The sequence below is a fragment of the Janthinobacterium sp. SUN120 genome, from assembly GCF_030397735.1.
GTDB classification, from domain to species: domain Bacteria; phylum Pseudomonadota; class Gammaproteobacteria; order Burkholderiales; family Burkholderiaceae_D; genus Janthinobacterium; species Janthinobacterium kumbetense.
Window position 1 is genome coordinate 43,652 of record NZ_JAPUBW010000001.1, and the last position, 22,732, is coordinate 66,383.

19 protein-coding genes are annotated in these 22,732 nt (G+C 64.5%); 15 read left to right on the top strand and 4 right to left on the bottom strand.

Annotation, left to right across the window (positions count from 1 at the left end):
* Nucleotides 1-5: 5 nt before the first annotated feature.
* From nirB to O0879_RS00145, 6 genes are all read left to right on the top strand, one after another.
* Complete coding sequence (gene nirB / locus O0879_RS00120) at nt 6-2,570, top strand: nitrite reductase large subunit NirB (RefSeq protein ID WP_289914165.1); 2,565 nt, start codon at nt 6-8, stop codon at nt 2,568-2,570.
* Between the two features lie 12 nt (nt 2,571-2,582).
* The gene (nirD, locus tag O0879_RS00125; RefSeq protein WP_099667321.1) at nt 2,583-2,936 is read left to right on the top strand and encodes a nitrite reductase small subunit NirD; all 354 of its coding nucleotides are present in this window, start codon (nt 2,583-2,585) and stop codon (nt 2,934-2,936) included.
* The gene (locus O0879_RS00130; RefSeq protein ID WP_289914166.1) at nt 2,933-4,171 is read left to right on the top strand and encodes an FAD-dependent oxidoreductase; all 1,239 of its coding nucleotides are present in this window, start codon (nt 2,933-2,935) and stop codon (nt 4,169-4,171) included. The genes nirD and O0879_RS00130 overlap by 4 nt, the downstream gene beginning before the upstream one ends.
* A 22-nt stretch (nt 4,172-4,193) precedes the next feature.
* Nucleotides 4,194-6,863, top strand: coding sequence for a nitrate reductase (locus O0879_RS00135; protein WP_289914167.1), 2,670 nt, complete (start codon nt 4,194-4,196; stop codon nt 6,861-6,863).
* Between the two features lie 62 nt (nt 6,864-6,925).
* A complete protein-coding gene (gene cysC / locus O0879_RS00140) occupies nt 6,926-7,456 on the top strand; it encodes an adenylyl-sulfate kinase (RefSeq protein WP_289914168.1) in 531 nt (176 codons plus the stop codon).
* Entirely contained in the window at nt 7,453-9,456 is a 2,004-nt protein-coding gene (locus O0879_RS00145) for a diguanylate cyclase (RefSeq protein ID WP_289914169.1), read from the top strand. The genes cysC and O0879_RS00145 overlap by 4 nt, the downstream gene beginning before the upstream one ends.
* 7 nt (nt 9,457-9,463) lie before the next feature.
* Here the strand turns inward: O0879_RS00145 and O0879_RS00150 are convergent, their stop codons facing one another.
* The 3 genes from O0879_RS00150 to O0879_RS00160 form a co-directional block, all read right to left on the bottom strand.
* Nucleotides 9,464-10,381 carry a pyridoxal-phosphate dependent enzyme gene (locus O0879_RS00150; RefSeq protein WP_289914170.1) on the bottom strand — a complete coding sequence of 306 codons (918 nt, stop codon included), beginning with the start codon at nt 10,379-10,381 and terminating at the stop codon, nt 9,464-9,466.
* Nucleotides 10,382-10,465: 84 nt separating this feature from the next.
* The gene (locus O0879_RS00155) at nt 10,466-10,969 is read right to left on the bottom strand and encodes a MarR family transcriptional regulator (protein ID WP_077406479.1); all 504 of its coding nucleotides are present in this window, start codon (nt 10,967-10,969) and stop codon (nt 10,466-10,468) included.
* 355 nt (nt 10,970-11,324) lie between these two features.
* Nucleotides 11,325-12,083: a DeoR/GlpR family DNA-binding transcription regulator gene (locus O0879_RS00160; protein ID WP_180278743.1), complete on the bottom strand. Its 759-nt coding sequence runs from the start codon at nt 12,081-12,083 to the stop codon at nt 11,325-11,327.
* Nucleotides 12,084-12,308: 225 nt separating this feature from the next.
* Between O0879_RS00160 and glpD the strand changes: the two genes are divergently transcribed.
* The 8 genes from glpD (at nt 12,309) to glpK (ending at nt 21,499) form a co-directional block, all read left to right on the top strand.
* Nucleotides 12,309-13,832: a glycerol-3-phosphate dehydrogenase gene (gene glpD / locus O0879_RS00165; RefSeq protein ID WP_289914171.1), complete on the top strand. Its 1,524-nt coding sequence runs from the start codon at nt 12,309-12,311 to the stop codon at nt 13,830-13,832.
* A gap of 106 nt (nt 13,833-13,938) precedes the next feature.
* Nucleotides 13,939-15,033 carry an ABC transporter ATP-binding protein gene (locus O0879_RS00170; protein ID WP_099667328.1) on the top strand — a complete coding sequence of 365 codons (1,095 nt, stop codon included), beginning with the start codon at nt 13,939-13,941 and terminating at the stop codon, nt 15,031-15,033.
* A 1-nt stretch (nt 15,034) separates the two neighbouring features.
* Nucleotides 15,035-16,135: an ABC transporter ATP-binding protein gene (locus tag O0879_RS00175; RefSeq protein ID WP_289914172.1), complete on the top strand. Its 1,101-nt coding sequence runs from the start codon at nt 15,035-15,037 to the stop codon at nt 16,133-16,135.
* The gene (locus O0879_RS00180) at nt 16,135-17,019 is read left to right on the top strand and encodes a sugar ABC transporter permease (protein ID WP_099667330.1); all 885 of its coding nucleotides are present in this window, start codon (nt 16,135-16,137) and stop codon (nt 17,017-17,019) included. The genes O0879_RS00175 and O0879_RS00180 overlap by 1 nt, the downstream gene beginning before the upstream one ends.
* Nucleotides 17,019-17,822, top strand: a complete 804-nt coding sequence (locus O0879_RS00185) for a carbohydrate ABC transporter permease (protein WP_215409883.1) — start codon at nt 17,019-17,021, stop codon at nt 17,820-17,822. Before O0879_RS00180 ends, O0879_RS00185 begins: the two co-directional genes overlap by 1 nt.
* A 28-nt stretch (nt 17,823-17,850) precedes the next feature.
* Complete coding sequence (locus O0879_RS00190; RefSeq protein ID WP_099378823.1) at nt 17,851-18,126, top strand: DUF2160 domain-containing protein; 276 nt, start codon at nt 17,851-17,853, stop codon at nt 18,124-18,126.
* 63 nt (nt 18,127-18,189) lie between these two features.
* Nucleotides 18,190-19,917, top strand: a complete 1,728-nt coding sequence (locus O0879_RS00195) for an extracellular solute-binding protein (RefSeq protein ID WP_034779106.1) — start codon at nt 18,190-18,192, stop codon at nt 19,915-19,917.
* Between the two features lie 88 nt (nt 19,918-20,005).
* Nucleotides 20,006-21,499 (top strand): glycerol kinase GlpK, encoded by a 1,494-nt coding sequence (gene glpK / locus O0879_RS00200; protein ID WP_289914173.1) that lies wholly within the window; start codon nt 20,006-20,008, stop codon nt 21,497-21,499.
* A 10-nt stretch (nt 21,500-21,509) separates the two neighbouring features.
* Here glpK and O0879_RS00205 read toward each other — a convergent pair whose 3' ends face one another.
* Nucleotides 21,510-22,070, bottom strand: coding sequence for a YdcF family protein (locus O0879_RS00205; protein WP_289914174.1), 561 nt, complete (start codon nt 22,068-22,070; stop codon nt 21,510-21,512).
* A 151-nt stretch (nt 22,071-22,221) separates the two neighbouring features.
* Here O0879_RS00205 and O0879_RS00210 point away from each other — a divergent pair, with 151 nt between their 5' ends.
* Entirely contained in the window at nt 22,222-22,731 is a 510-nt protein-coding gene (locus O0879_RS00210) for a hypothetical protein (RefSeq protein ID WP_289914175.1), read from the top strand.
* Nucleotide 22,732 lies beyond the last annotated feature (1 nt).

The window sequence follows — 22,732 nt, forward strand, 5'->3', positions numbered from 1 at the left end:
CAGCAATGAACCACCCCTTGAACATCGTCGTCCTTGGCCATGGCATGGTCGGGCATAAATTCCTCGAACGCCTGGCCTTGGAAAACGCGCCGCACCTGCACGTCACCGTGTTGTGCGAAGAGCCACGCCCCGCCTACGACAGGGTGCACCTGTCCGAATTTTTCAGCGGCAAATCGGCCGACGACCTGTCGCTGGTGGCGCCCGGCTTCTTCGACAAGGGCAACGTCGTCCTGAAGCTCAATGCGCGGGCCGTGTCCATCGACCGCGCCGCGAAAACCGTCACGGCCAGCACGGGCGAAGTCTTGATCTACGACAAACTCGTGTTCGCCACCGGTTCGACGCCGTTCGTGCCGCCGCTGCCGGGCAAGGAGCGCGACGGCTGCTTCGTCTACCGCACCATCGAAGACCTGGAAGCCATGCTGGCCTGGGGCGGAAAGTCAAAAACGGGCGTGGTGATCGGCGGCGGGCTCTTGGGCCTCGAATGCGCGAAAGCCCTGCGCGATCTGAAGCTGGACACCCACGTGGTGGAATTCGCGCCGCGCCTGATGGCCGTGCAGGTCGATGAAGGCGGCGCGCGCGTCCTGCGCCGCAAGATCGAGGAACTGGGCGTGACCGTGCACACGCAAAAGAATACCTTGGCCATCGTCGACGGCGAAGCGGCCACGCACCGCATGCAGTTCGCCGACGGCAGCCACCTGGAAGCGGACATGATCGTCTTCTCGGCCGGCATCCGCCCCCGCGACGAGCTGGCGCGCGCCTGCGGCCTGGACGTGGGGCCACGCGGCGGCATCGCCATCGACGACAGCTGCGTTACCTCCGACCCGGATATCTATGCGATCGGCGAATGCGCGCTGTGGGGCGGCCTGGTGTTCGGCCTGGTGGCGCCCGGCTATGAAATGGCGCGCATCGCGGCGCGCCATGTGCTGCAGGAGGAAGAAGGAGAAGCGGGCGAAGCATCGTTCAAGGGCGCCGACATGAGCACCAAGCTCAAATTGATGGGCGTGGACGTCGCCAGCCTGGGCGACCCGCACGGCAATGCGCCGGGCAGCCGCTCCTACCAGTTCATGGACGAGCGCAAGCAGATCTACAAGAAAATCGTCGTCTCCGATTGCGGCAAATACCTGCTGGGCGGCGTGATGGTGGGCGACGCCAGCGAATACGGCACCTTGCTGCAGATGATGCTCAACAAGATAGAGCTGCCGGCATCCCCCGAATTCCTGATCCTGCCGCAGGCGGACGGCCAGCAAAAGGTCGGCCTGGGCGTGGACGCCTTGCCCGAATCGGCGCAGATCTGCTCGTGCAACGACGTGTCGAAGGGCGCGCTGTGCGCGGCCGTCGCCGGGGGCGCCACCACCATCGGCGCTTTGAAAAGCTGCACGAAAGCGGGGACGGCTTGCGGCGGCTGCGTGCCGCTCGTGACGCAGATCATGAAGGCGGAAATGCAAAAGCAGGGTCTGGCAGTCAACAACCACGTGTGCGAACACTTTGCGTACTCGCGCCAGGAGCTGCACCACTTGGTGCGCGTGGGCAAGATCCGCAGCTTCGGCGCGCTCCTGGGCGCGCATGGCCAGGGTTTGGGGTGCGACGTGTGCAAGCCCGTGGCGGCGAATATCCTCGCCTCTTGCTGGAACGATTTCGTGCTCTCTCCCGTGCACGCCAGCTTGCAGGACAGTAACGATTATTTCCTTGGCAATATCCAGAAGGATGGCACGTATTCCGTCGTACCGCGCATGCCGGGCGGCGAAGTGACGGCCGACGGCTTGATCGCCGTGGGCATGGTGGCGAAAAAATACGGTCTCTACACGAAAATCACGGGTGGCCAGCGGGTCGACCTGTTCGGCGCACGCGTCGACCAGTTGCCTGCCATCTGGGAAGAGCTGATCGCGGCCGGCTTCGAGTCGGGCCACGCCTACGGCAAATCCTTGCGCACGGTCAAATCGTGCGTCGGCTCCACCTGGTGCCGCTACGGCGTGGCCGACAGCGTGGGCTTTGCCATCCAGCTGGAAAACCGCTACAAGGGCTTGCGCACGCCGCACAAGATCAAGTTCGGCGTTTCCGGCTGCACGCGCGAATGCGCCGAGGCGCAAGGCAAAGATATCGGCCTGATCGCCACGGAAAAGGGCTGGAATCTGTACGTGTGCGGCAATGGCGGCATGAAACCGCGCCATGCGGAATTGCTGGCGTCCGATCTCGACGAAGCCACCCTGGTGCGCTACGTCGACCGCTTCCTGATGTTTTACGTGCGCACGGCCGACCGCCTGCAGCGCACCAGCGTGTGGCGCGACAACCTGGAAGGGGGCCTCGATTATCTGAAGTCCGTCGTCGTGGCCGACCGCCTGGGCATCGCCCACGAACTGGAGGCGGACATGCAGCACGTGGTCGACACCTATGCGTGCGAATGGAAAGCGGCCGTCACGGACCCCGCCGTGCGCCAGCGTTTCCGCCATTTCGTCAACAGCGAAAAGAACGATGAAAACGTGGTGTTCGTCGAAGCGCGGGGCCAGATCCGGCCCGCCACGCTTGACGAACGCCGCGGCACCGTGATCCCCATCCTTGCCGTGGAGGCTTGAGCCATGAATGCGATGAATGAACTTTCCGGCGCCACCGCCGACAACTGGGTGGCCATCTGCCCCTTGACCGACATCGTGCCCGACACTGGCGTGTGCGCCTTGCTCAATGGGCGCCACGTGGCCGTGTTCCGCGTCGGCGATGCCGCGCCGCGCGTGTACGCCATCGACAATATCGACCCGAACGCGGGCGCTTCCGTGCTGTCGCGGGGCCTCGTGGGCAGTATCGGCGAGCGCGTCGTCGTCGCCTCGCCCATCTACAAGCAGCATTTCGACCTGGCCAGCGGCGAGTGCATCGAAGCGCCGGAACACTCGGTCGCCGCCTGGCCGGCGCGCGTGTTTGCGGACATGGTGTGGGTGGCCCTGTGAATCCGCCAGTCAGGGCCACTGCGCGTCCCTCGCTGGTCGTCGTCGGCAACGGCATGGCCGGCATGCGCACGGTCGAGGAACTCTTGAAACTCGCGCCGGACCTGTACGACATCACCGTGTTCGGCGCCGAACCGCACGGCAATTACAACCGCATTCTGCTCTCGCCCGTGCTGGCCGGCGAAAAGTCGGTGGACGACATCATGCTGCATACGCGCGACTGGTATGCGCACAACGGCATCACCCTGCACGCGGGCGACCCCGTCGTGCGCATCGACCGCCAGGCGCGCACCGTGCAGTCGCTGTCCGGCATCACGGTTGCGTATGACCGCCTGCTGCTGGCCACCGGTTCCACGCCCTTCATCGTGCCCGTGCCGGGCCACGCGCTGCCCGGCGTGATCGGCTTTCGCGATATCAGCGACGTCGACACCATGCTGCAGGCGGCGCGCCAGCACCGCCACGCGGTGGTCATCGGCGGCGGCTTGCTGGGGCTGGAAGCGGCCAACGGCTTGCAGCGCCAGGGCATGGACGTCACGGTGGTGCACATGAGCGGCGCCCTGATGAACCAGCAGCTGGACGCGCCCGCCTCGATGCTGCTGAAAACGGCGCTGGAAGCGCGCGGCCTGCGTTTCCTGATGCAGGCGCAAACATCCTCCATCCTGGGCAGCACCCGCGTGGAAGGCGTGCAGTTTGCGGACGGCAGCAGCATTCCCGCCGACCTGGTGGTGATGACGGCCGGCGTGCGCCCTAACATCGCGCTGGCGCAGGCGGCCGGCCTGCACTGCGAACGGGCCATCGTCGTCGACGACTGCCTACAAAGCTATGACCCGCGCGTGTACGCCGTGGGCGAATGCGTGCAGCACCGGCGCGCCACCTTCGGCCTGGTGGCGCCCATCTGGGAGCAGGCGCGCGTGTGCGGCGCGCACCTGGCCGGCGCGGGCCACCGCCGCTACGTGCAGCAGGCCAGCGCCACCAAATTGAAAGTGACGGGCATCGACCTGTATTCGGCCGGCGACATCATCGGCGGCGAAGGCAGCGAAGACCTGGTGCTGCGCGATCCGCGCCGCGGCGTCTACAAGCGCCTGGTGGTGCAGGGCAGCCGCCTGGCCGGCGCCGTGCTGTATGGCGACGTGCAGGACGGTCCCTGGTATTTCGACCTGATCCAGCAGCGCCGCGACATCAGCAAGCTGCGCGCCCATTTATTGTTTGGCCAGGCGCTGTGCGCCCTGGCCGCCTGACAGCGACCAACAGGATACTTTCATGACTAGCTGCACGCCCGTGAAAACCACTTGCCCGTACTGCGGCGTCGGCTGCGGCGTGGAAGCGACACGCCTGCCCGACGGCGCCATCCGCATCGCCGGCGATACGGCCCACCCGGCCAACCAGGGCCGCCTGTGCGTGAAAGGCTCGGCGCTGGGCGACACCCTGGACCTGGAGAACCGTTTGCTGCAGCCGCAGGTGCGCGTCGACGGCGTGCTGCAGCGCGCCTCCTGGGACGCCGCGCTGGACCAGGTGGCCGGCGGCCTGCGCGCCATCATCGCCGAGCACGGCCCCGACGCGGTGGCCCTGTATGTCTCGGGCCAGCTGCTGACGGAAGATTATTATGTTGCCAATAAATTCATGAAGGGCTATGTGGGCAGCGCGAATATCGACACCAATTCGCGCCTGTGCATGTCGTCGGCCGTGGCGGGCCACAAGCGCGCGTTCGGCGAGGATATCGTACCGGGCTGCTATGACGACCTGGAACTGGCCGACATGGTGGTGCTGGTGGGCTCGAACACGGCCTGGTGCCACCCGATCCTGTTCCAGCGCATCGCCCGCATCCGCGAAACCCGGCCGCACATGAAACTGGTGGTGATCGACCCGCGCCGCACGGCCACCTGCGAGCTGGCCGACTTGCACCTGCCCGTGAAACCGGGCACCGACGTGTGGCTGTTCAACGGCTTGCTGTGCTATCTGGCGCGGGAAGGTGCGATCGACGACGCTTTCGTCACGCAGCACAGTGCGGGCCTCGACGACGCGCTGGCGGCCGCCCACGTGGATTGCGGCGACCCCTTGCAGGTGGCGGCCATCTGCAAGGTCGACCCGCACGCCTTGCTGGCGTTTTACCAGGCGTTTGCCACCACGCGCAAGGTCGTCACCGCGTTTTCCCAGGGCGTGAACCAGTCATCGAGCGGCACGGACAAGGTCAACAGCATCATCAACTGCCATCTGGCGACGGGACGCATCGGCCAGCCCGGCATGGGGCCGTTTTCCCTCACGGGCCAGCCGAACGCCATGGGCGGGCGCGAAGTGGGCGGCCTAGCCAACATGCTGGCCGCGCACCTGGAGCTGGACAAGCCGCTGCACCGCGAGGCCGTACAAACCTTCTGGGACTCGCCGCGCATGGCAAGCAAGCCTGGCCTGAAGGCCGTGGAACTGTTCCACGCGATCGAGGCGGGTAAAGTGAAAGCCGTGTGGATCATCGCCACCAATCCGCTGGTCAGCATGCCGGACGCGGACCAGGTGCGCCGCGCGCTGGCCAAGTGCGAACTGGTGGTGGTGTCGGACATCAGCGCAGGCTCGGATACGAACGTCCATGCCGACGTGCTGCTGCCAGCCCTGGGCTGGGGCGAAAAGGATGGCACGGTGACCAATTCGGAGCGCCGCATCTCGCGCCAGCGGGCGTTTCTGCCGGCGCCCGGCGAAGCGCGCGCCGACTGGGACGTGCTGTGTGACGTGGCGCGGCGCATGGGCCATGCCGGCTTCGATTTCGCGTCGCCGCAGGCCATTTTCGACGAACACGCGCGCCTGTCCGCCTTCCGCAACGCGGGAGAAACGGCGCGCCTGTTCAACCTGGGCCACCTGGCCGGCCTGGATGCGGCGCGCTATGACGCCCTGGCGCCGCAGCAGTGGCCGCAGGGCCAGGCGCGCCTGTTCGGCGACGGCCGTTTCGCGCATGCGGACGGGCGCGCGCGTTTCGTGCCCACGGTGCCGCGCGCGCCGCGTAACATGCCCGACGAAGACTATCCGCTCATCCTGAACACGGGCCGGGTGCGCGACCAGTGGCATACGATGACGCGCACGGGCAAGGCAGCGAAACTGTCGGGGCATATCGCCGAAGCCTTCATCGACCTCCACCCGCAGGATGCGCTGCTGTACAGCGTGCGCGAAGGCGAACTGGCGCGCGTCTCCAGCGCCTGGGGCGCGATGGTGGCGCGCGTCGTGCATGGCGGCGGCATCGCGCGCGGCCAGGTCTTCGTGCCCATCCACTGGAGCGACGCGAATGCGTCCGACGCGCGCGTGGGCGCCGTCGTCAATCCCGTCGTCGATCCCGTCTCGGGCGAACCGGAATTCAAGCACACGCCCGTGCGCATCGAGCAATTCCGCGTGCACTGGCATGCGTTTGTCCTGAGCCGCACGCCCTTGAACCTGGGCGGCGTGGCGCACTGGACGCGCATCCAGGGCGAGCAATTCCTGCGCTACGAACTGGCCGGCCGCCAGCGCATCGACGACCTGGGCGCCTGGGCGCGCGCGCTGCTGGGCGTGACGGACGAGAATGCCGACTGGCTCGATTATGCGGATGCCAGCGCGGGCGTGTACCGCGCCGTGCACCTGGACGAGGGGCGCATCGCGCAATGCGTGTATGTCTCGCCGCGGCCCGACCTGCCGTCGCGCAGCTGGCTGGCTGGCCTGTTTGCGCACGCGCAGCTCGATGCGGCCGACCGCGCCGGCGTGCTGCTGGGCCAGCCCATCGGCAAGGGCATGGACGCCGGTCCCACCGTGTGTTCGTGCTTTGGCGTGGGGCGCAACACCATATGCGCGGCCATCGTGGAACAGAAGCTGACGACGACGGCGCAGGTGACGGCCTGCGTCAAGGCGGGCGGCAATTGCGGCTCCTGCGTACCGGAGATACGACAGTTGCTGCTTGAGGCGCGCAGCGCGGCCTGAAAATCTGTCCTTTCCGGCACGGCTTTGTTATATTGCCAGCTCTATAACAGAGAGGCAGTGTGATGACAGCAGTACAACACCCGACGGTCTGGCTGACGGGCTTGAGCGGCGCCGGCAAGACCAGTATCGCCCTGTCGCTGGCGCAGGCGCTGAAGGCGCAGGGCCGCGCCGTGACGGTGCTCGACGGCGACCAGCTGCGCCATGGCTTGAACCGCGATCTGGGTTTTACGCCCGAAGACCGGCATGAAAACATCCGCCGCGTGGCCGAAGTGGCGCGCCTGATGAACGGCGCGGACCTGACCGTCATCGCCGCCTTCATTTCCCCCAGCCGCGCCGACCGGGCCATGGCCGCCGCCATCATCGGCACGGCGCATTTCATCGAAGTCCACGTCAGCACCCCGCTGGCCGTGTGCGAGGCGCGCGACGTCAAGGGCCTGTACGCGAAGGCGCGCGCGGGGCAGATCGCCGAATTCACGGGCGTGTCCGCCCCCTATGAAGCGCCGCTGGCGGCCGCGCTGACCCTCGATACGGGCGCCCTGGCGCTGGAAGAGTCGGTCGGGCGTCTGTGCCGGCATTTGCAGCAGCGGCCGTGACGACCTGGCGCAAATGGCTGCGCCGGCACTTGCCCGCCAGCCTGAAGGCGCGCATGAGCGTGGTCGTCTTTCTGCTCGTGCTGGGCGCGGTCGCCTCGCTGGCGCTGGCCACCCTGGCCGTGGCCGAGCGCGGCATGCGCGACGTGACGGGGCGCCAGCAGTACGTATCGCTGTCCAGCGCCGCCGTCTTCATCGATGAAGAACTCGACGCGAAGCGCAATGTGCTGCGCGCGATGGCGGACAGCCTGGCAGCCGGCGGCGCGCACGACGGCGCCAGCCTGCAGCGCTTCCTGGCCGCGCAAACGGTGCTGGGCAAGGAGTTTTATTCGGCCGGCGTGGTCGGCACCGACGGTGTTGTCCTGGCCAGCGTGAGTCCCTTCAAGCCGCAGGCGGGGCTGAACGTCAAGGGGCGTCCATACTTCGAACAGACGCTGGCGACGCGGCGCTCGGTGATTTCCGCGCCGCTCAACGGCAGCATTTCCGGCATGCCCATCGTCGTGGTGACCCAGCCCGTGTTCGACGCGCAGGGCGGCGTGCGCTATGTGCTGGCGGCCAGCGTGAACCTGCGCCAGCCCGATTTCCTGGGCCGTCTCGGCGCGCTCAAGCCGGGTCCGGGCGGCTACCTGTACATCATGACCAGCGCAGGCGTGATCGTCGAGCATCCCGACAAGTCGCGCATCATGCAGCATATCGAAGCGCATGGCCCCATCAGCGTCCCGACGCGGCGCGCCATGCAGGGTTTCGAGGGCTGGCTGACGGGCACCACCTCGCAAGGCGTCGATGCCCTGTTTGCCTACCACCGCATCGCCTCGACGGACTGGATACTGGCTTCCGTCTATCCCATGAGCGACGCGTTCGCGCCGCTGCACGCCATCCGCAGCAAGATCCTGCTGGCCGCTGTGCTGCTGGCAGCGCTGGCGGGCCTGGCCGGCTGGCGCGTGGTGCTGCGCCTATTGCAGCCTTTGGCGCGCTTGCGCCACCAAGTGCATGAGATCCGCCGTCATCGCCTGGGCATCGATGTGCTGCAAATCGAGCGGCGCGACGAGATCGGCGACTTGAGCCGCGACTTTTACTCGCTGGTGGCCGAGCGCGAAATCGCCGAGGCGCAGACGCGCGGCAGCGAGCGGCGCCTGAAGCTGCTGACTGACCATGTGCCCGTGGTGATCGTCTATATCGACCGCGAGCATCGTTACCAGTTCATCAACGCCACGTTTGAAAAATGGTTCGGCAGGTCGCAGCGGGAAAGCCTGATGCAGTCGATCCGCGACGTGCTCGGCGAAGAGGCGTATCAATTGCGCGAAGCCTACCTGCGGCGCGCCTTCGCGGGCGAGGAGGTCGAATATGAATTTACCATCGGCGGCGAAGGGGAGGCCGGCCCGCGCGCCTTCCAGACCAGTTACGTGCCGGACGTGGGCGAGAGCGGCGCGGTGGAAGGCGTGTATGGCCTGATCCACGAAATCACCAAGACCAAGGCGGTGCACACGGCGCTGCAGTCTGCCGCCGCCACAGATACCCTGACGGGCATCGCCAACCGGCGCCGCTTCGACGAGCAGCTGGCGCAAAGCATGCAGCGCACGCGGGCCGCGCGCGCGCCGATGGCGCTGGCCTATCTCGATATCGACCGTTTCAAGGCCATCAACGACAGCCTGGGACACAAGGCGGGTGACGAAGTGCTGAAGGAATTCGCCGCGCGCCTGGTGCGCAGCGTGCGCGCCAGCGATCTGGTGGCGCGCCTGGCCGGCGATGAATTCGTGATCATTCTCGAAGGCGTGAACGGCGCGGCCGAAGTGCGCCAGGTCGGCGCCAAGATCATCGACGCCATCCGCCAGCCCTTCGCGCTGGCCAGCGGCCTGCTGCCGGTGACGACCAGCATCGGCATCGCCATCTTCCGCGAAGGCGCGCTGACGCCGGCGCAGTTGCTGGACCTGGCCGACCAGGCCCTGTATGCCGCCAAGGGGCAGGGCCGCGACGGCGTGGCGCTGCTCGAGGCGGCGCCGTAGGTTTTACTTACAGGGTGGCGCTCCAGTGGTCGAGCTGCTGCGTGGTGGCCGTCACGCCGCCGCAGACGATGACGAGCACCTTGCGGTAGGGCGCCAGTTCCGGCGCCTTGCCGTAGACGGCCGCCAGCGCCGCGCCGCAGGCCGGTTCCACCACCAGGCGCTGGTCGGTGATGAAGCGCTGGCAGGCGTCGACGGCGGCCCGGTCCGACACCACCACGCTGTGCAGCGGGCGCGTCTGGCTGATGGCAAACGCCTGCGCGCAGACCTGGCGCGCGGCCAGCGACGTGGCGATGCTGCTCACGGCCGGCAGGGCCACGTGTTCGCGCGCGGCCACGGCCGCCGCCAGCGAGGCCGCGCCTTGCGTTTCCACGGCCACCAGGGCCACGTCATCCCAGCCATTGCGCTGCAAGCCTTCGGCCACGCCGGCCAGCAAGCCGCCGCCGCCCACCGACAGCACCACGGCGTCCGGCTTCAGGCCCGCGCGGGCCACTTCATCGATCATGCTGGCGTGGCCCTGCCACAGCAGCGGGTCGTCGAATGGATGCAAAAAGGCGTCTTGCGGCGTGAGCATCGACTGCGCCAGCGCATTCGCTTCCTGCCACGCGGCGCCGTGCACGATGACTTCGGCGCCTTCCTGCGCGATCAGGGCCCTGGCCCGTTCGCTGGTCGTTTCCGGCACGACGACGATGACGGGGATGCCCAGCTGGCGTCCCGCATAGGCGACGGCGATGCCGGCATTGCCGCCGGAAGAGGAGATGAAACGGCTGGCGCCGCGCCGCGCGTATTCTTCGCAGGCGAGGCCGATGCCGCGGATCTTGAAGGAGCCGGGCGGCTGCAAGGCTTCGAGCTTGAGCCAGATGGCGCGTTCGCTGTGCAGGCTCAGGGCGCGCGAGTTGAGCAAGGGAGTTTCGATGTGCAGGGCCATGCGGGTTCCTGGTAAACGGTCAGGCCAGCATCATAGCCGAAGCGCCCGCGCCACCGCGTCACCCTTGCTGATACATGACTGCTGCTAGTTCAGCGGGGCGTTCTTGAGCTGGTGCGTGCGCGCCACTTCCTTCATCGCTTCGAGCAGGTCGTCGCGCAGCTGGCGCGGCAACTTGCCGAAGAATTCCTCGTCGTTCTGGTCGGCCATCCCGGCCAGCACGGGCACCAGCGCCTCGCCTTCCGTGGTCAGTTCGATCGAATGCTGGCGGCGGTCGGCCAGCAGGATCGATTTGCTGACCATGCCCTTGCTTTCCAGGCGGTCGATCAGTTTCGATACGGCGCCCTTGCTCATGCCGGACACTTGCGCCAGCACCGTGGGCGAGGTGCAGCCCAGGCGGAACATTTCGCGCAGCACCACCCATTCGGAGACCGTCACGCCATTGGCCTCGGCTTTTTTCTGGAAGCTGTGGGAAACGTGGTTGGAGACGAAACGCAGCCAGTAACCGAGATGGGCTTCCAGCTCGCTGACGGGGACGCTGTTGGGATGGGCGGCTTGCGGCATGGCGGCCGTTTCAAAATTATGGCTCATTTCTTTTCCTTCACTGGGCGGCGTTGCCGGCATGGTTAAGGCCTTCACGCTTGCTGTCGAGTGGTTTGTTTGGGAATAATCATCGTGCTTGAGGTATTTCTAACACTGTTTTCACAGGAAATCACTTACCGGCAAAGAGTTTTTCCTTTTTTCTTGCTCTGGATAGATAAAAAACAATATCAAGCGAATAATCGTATTGCCAGAGAGGAAGATTAAAAAAATAACTCATGTTGCATCAATGGTAACAGGATTTTTGCCGAATTGATAAATATTTCATATCATTCCGTGTGCTTGCCCACATACGACGTATTGCCCACGCGACAGTGCGAGGTTTTGATGCAGAAATGCGGCCCGCTCAGGCCAGCACCACCTTCACGCCCGCTTCGCGCAGTACTTCGGCAAAGCGGGGGGGCGGCGGCGCATCCGTAAACAGGATATCGACTTGCGCCAGGTCGGCCAGCCGCACCAGCGCCTTGCGGCCGAATTTGTGCTGGTCGGCCACCAGCCACACTTCGCGCGACTGCTCGATGATGGCTTGCGCCACCTTCACTTCGCGCGCGTCGAAGTCGCGCAGGCTGCCATCCTCGTCGATGCTGGAAATGCCGATGATGCCGATGTCGACCTTGAACTGGCGGATGAAATCGATGGTGGCTTCGCCGACGATGCCGCGGTCGCGCCCGCGCACCACGCCGCCGGCCACGATGACTTCGCAGGCGGCGTTGTCGGCCAGGATGGCGGCCACGTTCAGGTTGTTCGTCACCACGTGCAAGCCCGTGTGCCGGCCCAGCGCGCGCGCCACTTCCTCGGTCGTCGTGCCGATATTGATCAGGAGCGAGCAGCCGTGCGGCACTTGCGCGGCGACGGCGGCGGCGATGCGCCGCTTGGCCTCGCTGTTGAACACTTGCCGCTGGCTGTAATCGATGTTTTCCACGGACGAGGGCAAGCCGACCCCGCCGTGGTAGCGGGCCAGCAGGCGCGCTTCTTCCATCTGCTTGACGTCGCGGCGCACGGTTTGCGGCGTCACGCCCAATTGCTGGGCCAGCTCTTCGACGGACATGGTGACCTTCTGGCGCACCACTTCGAGCAGGCGGCGCTGGCGGGGATTCAAAATCATGGGCTTGTCTCTTTAAAAATCAAAAACGAACAGAAACGAACAAATAGTGATCAAAATATGTTGCTATGAGTTCGCATTCTGGCGTATCTTATTCATATTGCATGCGTATTACTAGATGGTGATCTTAACGACAGTCGCCGGCGATGCCTAGTCTTTCCTCGCCGCCCTTTCCCCGACAGACACGGAGTCCCGATGGCCGCAGCACAGCAAGGTATGGAGACAGCGATGGCATACGACGTGCTGGTGGTGGGCGGCGGCATCAATGGCGCCGGCATCGCGCGCGACGCGGCCGGGCGGGGCCTGTCCGTGCTGCTGTGCGAAAAGGACGACCTGGCCGCGCACACCTCGTCCGCCTCCACCAAGCTGATACACGGCGGCCTGCGCTACCTCGAATACTATGAATTCGGCCTCGTGCGCAAGGCGCTGATCGAGCGCGAAGTGCTGCTGCGCTCGGCGCCGCACATCATGTGGCCGCTGCGCTTCGTCATGCCGCACGCCAAGGGCCAGCGCCCGGCCTGGCTGATACGCGCCGGCCTGTTTCTCTATGACATGCTGGCGAAGCGGGAAATCCTGCCCGCTTCCAGCGGCATCGACTTGACCCGTCACGCGGCCGGCACACCGTTGAAACCCGAGTTCAAGCGGGGCTTCGTGTATTCCGACGGCTGGGTCGACGATGCGCGCCTGGTGGTCTTGAACGCCATCGACGCGGCGGACAAGGGCGCGCAGGTGCTGACGCAGACGCGCTGCATGGCCCTGTCACGCGACGGTGCGCGCGGGGACGCTGCCTGGCTGGCCACCTTGCAGCACGCCAGCGGGCGGCAGAGCACGGTGCGCGCGCGCAGCATCGTCAACGCGGCCGGGCCGTGGACGGCCGAGTTCCTGCAGCAGGCCGCGCCCGGTGGACAGGGCCGGCATTTGCGCCTGATCAAGGGGAGCCATATCGTCGTCAAGCGCCTGTTCGAGCATGATCATGCCTACATCTTCCAGCATCCGGACGGGCGCATCGTGTTTGCCATTCCGTATGAGCACGATTTCACCCTGATCGGCACTACCGACCTAGACTATCACGGCGACACCGGCAAGGTGGAAATCGATGACGAGGAAATTCGTTACTTATGCGAGCTTTCCAGTTACTATTTCAGCAAGCCAATCTCGCCGGCCGACGTGGTCTGGACGTATGCGGGCGTGCGCCCGCTGGTGGAAGACGCGGCGGCCGACGCCAAGGCCGTCACGCGCGATTACCGCTTCGAGCTGGACCAGGAAGGTGCGCCGCTGCTCAGCGTTTTCGGCGGCAAGATCACCACCTTCCGCAAGCTGGCCGAGGAAGCCATGGACATGCTGGCACCCTTGCTGGGCAATACGCTGCCGGCCTGGACAGCCAGCGCCTGCCTGCCCGGCGGCGACGTGTTCGGCAGCACGCCGCAGAACCGGTCCGTGCGCGAGTTCGGCCAGTTCGTGCAAGGCTTGCAGCGCGAGTACGCGTGGCTGCCGGCGGCGCTGGTGGCGCGCTATGCACGCGCCTACGGCACGCGCATCCACGCGCTGCTCGCCGGGCGCAGGGACGTGGCGGCCATGGGCGAGGAAATCGCCGCCGGCCTGTACGCGGCGGAGGTCGATTATGTGCGGCGCCATGAATGGGCCGTCAGCGCGGCCGACATCCTGTGGCGGCGCTCCAAGCTGGGCCTGCACCTGCCGCGCGACACAGCGGACACGCTCGACGCCTGGCTGTTGCAGCATCCTTTGTCATAAGCAGCACCTTTTGCCGTAAGCCGCAGCCGTAAGCAGCACACGTTGGCGACCGCGCCCCGCAGAGGGTGCGGCGAAGAATAAGAAACCATCACTGGAGGAGAAGCGCGTGCAACTGGTACTGGACAAGATCAGCAGGAAGCAGGGGGCTGACGACTTTTTATATCCGATGTCGCTGGCATTGGTGCCGGGCGCCATCAACGTCTTGCTGGGCACCACGCGTGCCGGCAAGACGACCCTGATGCGCGTGATGGCGGGCCTGGACAAGCCCAGCGGGGGCACCGTCACGGCCGATGGCGTCGACGTGACGGGCGTGCCCGTCAGCAAACGCAACCTGGCCATGGTGTACCAGCAATTCATCAACTATCCGGCCTTCACCGTCTACGACAATATCGCTTCGCCTTTGCGCTTGCGCAAGGAACCCGAGGAACAGATCCGCACGAAAGTGCTCGCGCTGGCCGAGCGCCTGCACATCACGCCGTATCTGCAGCGCACGCCCGGAGAATTGTCCGGCGGCCAGCAGCAGCGCACGGCGCTGGGGCGCGCGCTGATCAAGGATGCGTCGCTGCTGCTGCTCGACGAACCGCTCGTCAACCTCGACTATAAATTGCGCGAGGAATTGCGCCGCGAATTGACGGAACTGTTTTCCGGCGGCAGCACGACGGTCGTGTACGCCACCACGGAACCGCTGGAAGCGCTGCAGCTGGGCGGCCACGTGGCCGTGCTGCACGAGGGCCGCCTGCTGCAGCAGGGACCGACCCTGGACGTGTTCAACGCCCCCAATTCCATCGATGTGGCGCGCACCTTCAGCGATCCGCCCATCAACCTGATCCCCGCGCGCGTGGATGCGCACGGCGTGGCGCAGGCGGCCGACGGCCTGGCCATCCACTTGAGCGGCGCGCAGCGCGCCCGCCTGGGCGACAGCACGGAGGTGATCCTCGGCGTGCGCGCGCACAGCCTGCATCTGTCGCCCCAGTCCGATGGCGACGTGCCCATCGCGGCGCAGGTGGACCTGGCGGAAATCAGCGGCTCGGAAACCTATGTGCATGCGCGCCGCGGCGAGCTGGCCCTGGTGGCGCAGCTGGGCGGCGTGCACAACCTGGAGATCGGCAGCGCCTGCACCGTGTATTGCCAGCCGCACGCCTTGCTGATCTTCGCGCAAGACGGCGGGCTGCTGTTTGCTCCAGAACAAGGAGGAGCTTGACATGGCGCGCATCGAACTGGTCGACCTGGCCCACGCCTATAAACCGAACCCGACGGCGCCAAGCGACTATGCGCTGCGGCCCATGAGCATGGAGTGGCATGACGGCGGCGCGTATGCCTTGCTGGGGCCGTCCGGCTGCGGCAAGACGACCTTGCTCAATATCATCTCCGGCCTCGTGAAACCGTCGCATGGCAAGGTGCTGTTCGACGGCAAGGATGTGACGCAGCTGCCGACCGAGGCGCGGAATATCGCGCAAGTGTTCCAGTTTCCCGTCATCTACGACACCATGACCGTGCACGACAATCTGGCGTTTCCGCTGCGTAATCGCGGCTGGAAAGAAAGCGAGGTGAAAAAGCGCGTGCAGCAAGTGGCGCAGATGCTGGAATTGACGGGCGACTTGAAACTGCGCGCCAGCGGCTTGTCCGTAGACGCCAAGCAAAAGATTTCGCTAGGGCGCGGTCTCGTGCGCCCGGACGTGGCGGCCGTGCTGTTCGACGAACCGCTGACGGTGATCGATCCGCACCTGAAATGGCTGCTGCGCCGAAAACTCAAGGAAATCCACCACGAACTGAAGTTATCCTTGATCTACGTCACGCACGACCAGGTGGAAGCCTTGACCTTTGCCGACCAGGTGGTCGTCATGACGCAAGGCGAAGTGGTACAGACGGGCAGCGCGCAAGCGCTGTTCGAGGAGCCGGAACACACGTTTGTCGGCTATTTCATCGGCAATCCGGGCATGAACTTGCTCGATTGCACCCTGGACGATGGCGGCTTGCGCGTGGCGGGACAGGTGCTGGCCGTGTCCGCCGCCGCGCGCGCGGCGCTGTCGGGGGCGCAAGGGAAAATCACGGTGGGCGTGCGGCCCGAATTCGTCGAGTGCGTCAAGGCGTATCCGGGAGAAGAGGGGGGCGACCATTGCCTCGACGCCACGGTGACAGCCGTGCGCAACATGGGTACGCATTACCTGGCGGAATTCCAGCTGGGCGGAGCGACGGTGGCGGCCAAGCTGCGCGCCATCGACGCGGTGGCCGGGAATGCCGTGCGGCTGCGCTTCCCGCCGCAACGTACCTTGTTCTATGTCAACGATAAGCGGGTGGCCTGATGATACATAACGGTAAAACCGATAACAACCGCCGCGCCTGGCTTTTGATCTTGCCCGTGCTGCTGTGCGTGGCCTTTTCCGCCATCCTGCCGCTGATGACGGTGGTCAACTATTCCGTGCAGGATATTCTGAGTCCCACGCAAAAAGTGTTCGTGGGCACGGAGTGGTTCCGCATGGTCATGCTGGACGGCGACTTGCACAGCGCCTTGCTGCGCCAGCTGCTGTTTTCCGGCTCCGTGCTGGCGATCCAGATTCCGCTGGGCATTTTGATCGCCCTGTGCATGCCGGCCGATGGCTGGAAGGCGTCGCTGGCGCTGGTGCTGATCGCGCTGCCCTTGCTGATTCCCTGGAACGTGGTGGGCACCATCTGGCAAATCTTCGGTCGCGGCGACATCGGCCTGATGGGCTACAGCCTGAACCAGCTGGGCTTTGACTACAATTACAACGGCAATTCGCTCGACGCGTGGCTGACGGTGATGGTGATGGATATCTGGCACTGGACGCCGCTGGTGGTGCTGCTGTGCTATGCGGGCTTGCGCGCCATTCCCGACGCGTATTACCAGGCGGCGCGCATCGACGGCGCTTCGCGCCTGGCCGTGTTCCGCTACATCCAGCTGCCGAAACTGCGCAATGTGCTGATGATCGCCGTGTTGCTGCGCTTCATGGACAGTTTCATGATCTACACGGAACCGTTCGTGCTGACGGGCGGCGGTCCCGGCAATGCGACCACCTTTTTGTCGCAATACCTGACGCAGAAGGCCGTGGGCCAGTTCGACCTGGGGCCGGCGTCCGCGTTTTCCCTGATCTATTTCCTCATCATCCTGCTGTTCTGCTTTGTGCTGTACACGTGGATGCAGAGAGTCGGCACGGGAGACCAGAAATGATGCACAAGAAAATGAGCAGCGCCATCCTGACCGTCTTCCTGCTGGGCTCCTTGCTGCCCATCTACTGGATGCTCAATATGTCGCTCAAGACCAACGAGGAAATCGTCGGCGTGCTGAGCCTGTGGCCCCAGCAATTGACGTTTGCCAACTACCACACGATTTTTACGGACCGTTCCTGGTACAGCGGCTATATCAATTCCATGATTTACGTGGCCTTGAACATGGTGATGTCCGTCACGGTGGCCCTGCCGGCCGCGTATGCGTTCTCGCGCTACAACTTCGTGGGCGACAAGCATCTGTTCTTCTGGCTCTTGACCAACCGCATGACGCCGCCCGCCGTCTTCCTCGTGCCGTTCTTCCAGCTGTATTCGACGGTGGGGCTGATGGATACGCATCTGGCCGTGGCGCTGGCGCACATGGTCTTCAACGTGCCGCTGGCCGTGTGGATTTTGGAAGGCTTCATGTCCGGCGTGCCGAAGGAAATCGACGAGACGGCGTATATCGACGGCTACAGCTTTCCCCGCTTCTTCATCCGCATCTTCTTGCCGATGATCAAGTCTGGCGTGGGCGTGACGGCGTTCTTCTGTTTTATGTTCAGCTGGGTGGAACTGTTATTGGCGCGCACCTTGACGTCCGTCAATGCCAAGCCCATCGCCGCCACCATGACGCGCACCGTGTCGGCGGCGGGCATGGACTGGGGCGTGCTGGCGGCGGCGGGCGTGCTGACCATCGTGCCCGGCGCGCTGGTGATCTGGTTCGTGCGGCATTACATAGCCAAGGGTTTTGCGATGGGGAGGGTGTGACATGGAAAATACCGATAGCACAGCCAGCCTGTTCGGCTGGATGGCGTGGACGCCAGAAGTGGCCATCTTCTTCATTTGCATCGGCTTGATGCTGGCCGGCATGACGGTGTGGCAAATCCGTTCGCCCAGCATCGAACGAAAAGGTTTCCTGCCGATGCCGACCACGCGCGGCGACCGTTTGTTCATCGGGCTGTTGACGGCCGCGTATGTCAATCTGGCGTGGGCGGGGTTCACGGAAATGCAGCAGGCCATCGGGGCTGGCATCAGTTTTGTAGTGTTGTTGGTGGTAATGCGTTGGGGATAAGTCGTAGATGAGAATACCGGCCCGCCACCGCAGGCCGGATGACAACTAAAAAGGAGATTCACGATGAAATTGAAGTTCACGGTCTTCGCGGCTGCGGCCATGCTCGTGTCGAATGCGGCCCTGGCGGACGCCAAGCAGGCGCAAACCTGGATCGACAAGGAATTCCAGCCATCCAGCCTGAGCAAGCAGCAACAGCTTGCTGAAATGAAATGGTTCATCGATGCGGCGGCCAAGCTGAAAGCCAAGGGCATCAAGGAAATTTCCGTGGTCTCGGAAACCATCGACACCCACGTCTACGAATCGAAGACCCTGGCCAAGGCTTTCGAGGAAATCACGGGCATCAAGGTGCGCCACGACATCATCCAGGAAGGCGACGTGGTGGAAAAGCTGCAAACGTCCATGCAGTCCGGCAAGAGCATCTATGACGGCTGGATTTCCGATTCCGACCTGATCGGCACGCACTACCGCTATGGCGCCGTGGAACCCCTGTCCGACTACATGGCGGCCAAGGGCAAGGAATTCACGAATCCCGGCCTGGACTTGAAGGATTTTATCGGCATCAGCTTTACGACGGCGCCGGATGGCAAGGTGTACCAGTTGCCCGACCAGCAATTCGCCAACCTGTACTGGTTCCGCGCCGACTGGTTCGCGCGCAAGGATTTGCAAGCCAAGTTCAAGGCCAAGTATGGCTACGAGCTGGGCGTGCCGCAAAACTGGTCCGCGTATGAAGACATCGCCGATTTCTTCACGAATGACGTGAAGGAATTGGACGGCAAGAAAGTCTATGGCCACATGGATTACGGCAAGAAAGACCCTTCGCTGGGCTGGCGCTTCACGGATGCGTGGCTGTCGATGGCTGGCGCGGCCGACAAGGGTATTCCGAACGGCATGCCGGTCGACGAGTGGGGTATCAAGGTGGCGGCCGACAAGTGCACGCCCGTGGGCGCGTCGATGTCGCGCGGCGGCGCCACCAATTCGCCGGCGGCCGTGTTTGCGCTGACGAAATACATCGACTGGATGAAGAAATACGCGCCGCCGCAAGCGAACGGCATGAATTTCTCGGAATCGGGCCCCGTGCCGGCGCAGGGTGAAATCGCCCAGCAAATCTTCTGGTACACGGCGTTTACGGCCGGCATGACGAAACCGGGCTTGCCGGTGGTGAACAAGGACGGCACGCCGAAATGGCGCATGGCGCCGTCGCCGCACGGCCCGTACTGGAAAGAGGGCATGCAGAACGGCTACCAGGACGTCGGTTCCTGGTTCCTGTTCAAGTCCACGCCGGACGACCGCAAGGCCGCCGCCTGGCTGTACGCGCAATTCGTCACCTCGAAAACCGTGTCGCTGAAGAAATCCATCGTCGGCCTGACGTTTATTCGCGATTCCGACATCCGCCACGATTATTTTACGAAGCACGCGAACGAGTACGGCGGCTTGATCGAGTTCTACCGCAGCCCCGCCCGCGTGGCGTGGACGCCGACCGGCAACAACGTGCCCGACTATCCGAAGCTGGCGCAGCTGTGGTGGAAGAACGTGGCCACGGCGATTACGGCGGAAAAAACGCCGCAAGCCGCCATGGATAACCTGGCCGAGGAAATGGACCAGGTCATGGCGCGATTGCAGCGGGCCGGGATGAAGGCGTGCGCACCCAAGCTCAATCCGAAGGTTGATCCGAACCAGTATCTGTCGGACCAGCATGCCCCATGGAAAAAGCTGGCGAATGAAAAGCCGAAGGGTGAAACGATTGCCTACGATAAATTATTGCAGGCTTGGAAAGAAGGCAAGGTAAGGTAGTCGTGTAAGCTTCTGCCGGGGCTGTCCCGAGGGCACGGAGCGAATCGGCTCCGTGCCTGTTTTTACCCGATTTTCGCACCACCAGACAATGACCAAATACATACTTGCTTTAGATCAGGGCACCACCAGTTCGCGCGCCATCCTGTTCGACCATGCGGGCCGGCCGCACGCCAGCGCGCAGCGCGAGTTTCGCCAGATTTTTCCCCAGCCGGGCTGGGTCGAGCATGACGCGAACGACATCTGGGCCTCGCAAGAGGCCGTGCTGCAGCAGGTGTTGCGCGACAGCGGCGTGGCCGCATCCGACGTGGCCGCCATCGGCGTGACCAACCAGCGCGAAACGACGGTGCTGTGGGACCGCGCCACGGGCGCGCCCGTCGCCAACGCCATCGTCTGGCAAGACCGCAGAAACGCCGCTTACTGCGAGCAACTGGTCGAGCAGGGCAAGGCGGACGTGATCCAGCGCAAGACGGGACTCGTGCTGGACGCCTACTTTTCCGCCACCAAGTTGAAATGGCTGCTCGACAACGTTCCCGGCGCCCGCGCGCGCGCTGAACGGGGAGAGCTGGCCTTCGGCACCGTCGACAGCTGGCTGATCTACAAGATGAGCGGCGCCCACTTGACGGACACGAGCAATGCGGCGCGCACCATGCTGTTCAATATCCATACCTTGCAGTGGGACACGGACTTGCTGGCGCTGCTGGACATTCCCGCCTCCCTGCTACCCGACGTCGTGCCATCGAGCGGCGTGGCGGCGCACACGCATGCCAACTTGCTGGGCGTGTCCGTGCCTATCGCCGGCATCGCTGGCGACCAGCAGGCCGCCACGTTCGGCCAGGCGTGTTTGAAACCGGGCATGGCGAAGAATACCTACGGCACGGGTTGCTTCATGCTGATGAACGTGGGCAAGCGCCCCTTGCCTTCGAAAAATCGGTTGTTGACGACGGTGGGCTGGAGCCTGGGCCCAGGATCGGATAGAACTGACTATTTGCTCGAAGGCAGCGCCTTTATCGCGGGCGCGGCCGTGCAATGGATGCGCGACGGCATCGGCATCATCCGCGACTCGTCCGAAGTGGAAGCCTTGGCCACCAGCGTGCCCGATTCGGGCGGCCTCGTCTTCGTGCCCGCGTTCGCGGGCCTGGGCGCGCCATACTGGGACCCGTATGCGCGCGGCACCCTGATCGGCATCACGCGCGGCACGGGCAAGGCGCACATCGCGCGCGCGGCGCTCGAAGGCGTGGCGTACCAGAACGTGGATGTGCTGTCCGCCATGCAGGACGATGCGGGCATCGCGCTATCCGAGCTGCGTGTGGACGGCGGCGCGGCCCGCAACGACATGCTGATGCAGTTCCAGGCCGACATCTTGAATGTGCCCGTGGTGCGTCCTGTAGTGACGGAAACGACGGCCCTGGGCGCCGCCTACCTGGCGGGCCTGGCCGTGGGTTTCTGGGACTCGCAGGAAGAAATCGCCGCCCAGTGGCAGGTGGGACGCCGCTTCGAACCGGCCATGGCGGCCGACGAGCGCCTGACGCGGCTGCACAAGTGGCAGCGCGCCGTGGAACGGTCGCGCGACTGGAGCGAGTGAAAACTCGTGCTCAGTGGCGCATGAAATACACGGTATAGCCCACCGTTTCGCGCGGCACCGAATACAGGTCGCGCAGCTCGAAATAGGACGCATGCACGTTGGCGCTGACGGCGATGCCGCTGCGCTCCAAAGCCAGGCGGAAGCGGGGCACGTGGAAATATTGCGTGGCCACCATGGCCGTGCTCCAGCCGTGCTCGCGCATTAGCGTAGCCGTATTGCGTGCCGTGGCCTCCGTGGTCCAGCCTTGATTATCCTCAATGATGGCGCTGGCTGGCACGCCGCGCGACTGCAGGTAGCGGGCCATCGATGCTGCTTCATCAAAACCTTCCTTGCCCGTTGCCCCGCTGACGAGGATGCGGGGCGCCCGGTGTGCCTGGAATTGCTGGAGCGCCACGTCGAGCCGTGCCTGCAGGCGGGGGCTGGGCGTGCCGTCAGGCAGGATCGTATTGCCGGGCACGACGATCACGTCGGCGGGCGCCAGCTTGTCGTTGAGTCCGGCCAGCACCAGGGCGGCGGTGGCCAGCAGGAAAGTGATCAGCGCCAGCAGGGCGGTCCATCGTATTGTTCGCATCGCTATGCATCCAGCAGGTTTTTCGTGAGCGCGACTGTAGCAGATGGCGGATGACTTGCGCGTTCTCAAGCCGGCGCAGGGGGATATTCGTCTATGCTAAGCTTGGTTATATGGCAACCCTGTGTGCCACCCCTCTGCATTGGAGAACCGCATGACAGCCGTATCCAGCATCCTGATCGCCATGGCCTTCGCCGCGCAGGCGGGCCAGTCCGACCCGTCGAACCAGTATGACCGCTCCGGGTCCGCCGGGCGCGGCGACGATATCCAGCTCGTTTGCTATGGCGAGGCGGAAAAGATCACCATGGAAAACCGTTCCGGCATGGAGTGGGACAACGACAGGCACAAGTATGTGCAGAAATCCACGCTGGAGACGGGCAAGAGCAATTTCGATACGGCCGTGAATGTTTCCATTCACGGCAGCGCGGCGCAAATCCGCTTGCCGAAGCAGCTGATTCCACCGATTCATGCCGACAGCAACGATGGCTGGTGGGACGTGATGGATCTGGTCGTCGGTCACGATGAAATCCGCGGTCGTTTCCAGCTGAACGCCTTGAATCGTCCTACCCTCGTGATCAACCGCCGCAGCGGCGTGATCACGGTCGATGGCTTGATCAAGTTCAGCGGCCGCTGCGACGCCGATGACGGGCACCGGCGCTTTTGAT

Bases quoted from the DNA above. Each gene is read 5' to 3' on its own strand.
- nirB (WP_289914165.1), top strand. From the start codon at position 6: ATGAACCACCCCTTGAACATCGTCGTCCTTGGCCATGGCATGGTCGGG.
- nirD (WP_099667321.1), top strand. From the start codon at position 2,583: ATGAATGAACTTTCCGGCGCCACCGCCGACAACTGGGTGGCCATCTGC.
- O0879_RS00135 (WP_289914167.1), top strand. From the start codon at position 4,194: ATGACTAGCTGCACGCCCGTGAAAACCACTTGCCCGTACTGCGGCGTC.
- cysC (WP_289914168.1), top strand. From the start codon at position 6,926: ATGACAGCAGTACAACACCCGACGGTCTGGCTGACGGGCTTGAGCGGC.
- O0879_RS00150 (WP_289914170.1), bottom strand. From the start codon at position 10,381: ATGGCCCTGCACATCGAAACTCCCTTGCTCAACTCGCGCGCCCTGAGC.
- O0879_RS00155 (WP_077406479.1), bottom strand. From the start codon at position 10,969: ATGAGCCATAATTTTGAAACGGCCGCCATGCCGCAAGCCGCCCATCCC.
- O0879_RS00160 (WP_180278743.1), bottom strand. From the start codon at position 12,083: ATGATTTTGAATCCCCGCCAGCGCCGCCTGCTCGAAGTGGTGCGCCAG.
- glpD (WP_289914171.1), top strand. From the start codon at position 12,309: ATGGCATACGACGTGCTGGTGGTGGGCGGCGGCATCAATGGCGCCGGC.
- O0879_RS00175 (WP_289914172.1), top strand. From the start codon at position 15,035: ATGGCGCGCATCGAACTGGTCGACCTGGCCCACGCCTATAAACCGAAC.
- O0879_RS00180 (WP_099667330.1), top strand. From the start codon at position 16,135: ATGATACATAACGGTAAAACCGATAACAACCGCCGCGCCTGGCTTTTG.
- O0879_RS00185 (WP_215409883.1), top strand. From the start codon at position 17,019: ATGCACAAGAAAATGAGCAGCGCCATCCTGACCGTCTTCCTGCTGGGC.
- O0879_RS00195 (WP_034779106.1), top strand. From the start codon at position 18,190: ATGAAATTGAAGTTCACGGTCTTCGCGGCTGCGGCCATGCTCGTGTCG.
- glpK (WP_289914173.1), top strand. From the start codon at position 20,006: ATGACCAAATACATACTTGCTTTAGATCAGGGCACCACCAGTTCGCGC.
- O0879_RS00205 (WP_289914174.1), bottom strand. From the start codon at position 22,070: ATGCGAACAATACGATGGACCGCCCTGCTGGCGCTGATCACTTTCCTG.
- O0879_RS00210 (WP_289914175.1), top strand. From the start codon at position 22,222: ATGACAGCCGTATCCAGCATCCTGATCGCCATGGCCTTCGCCGCGCAG.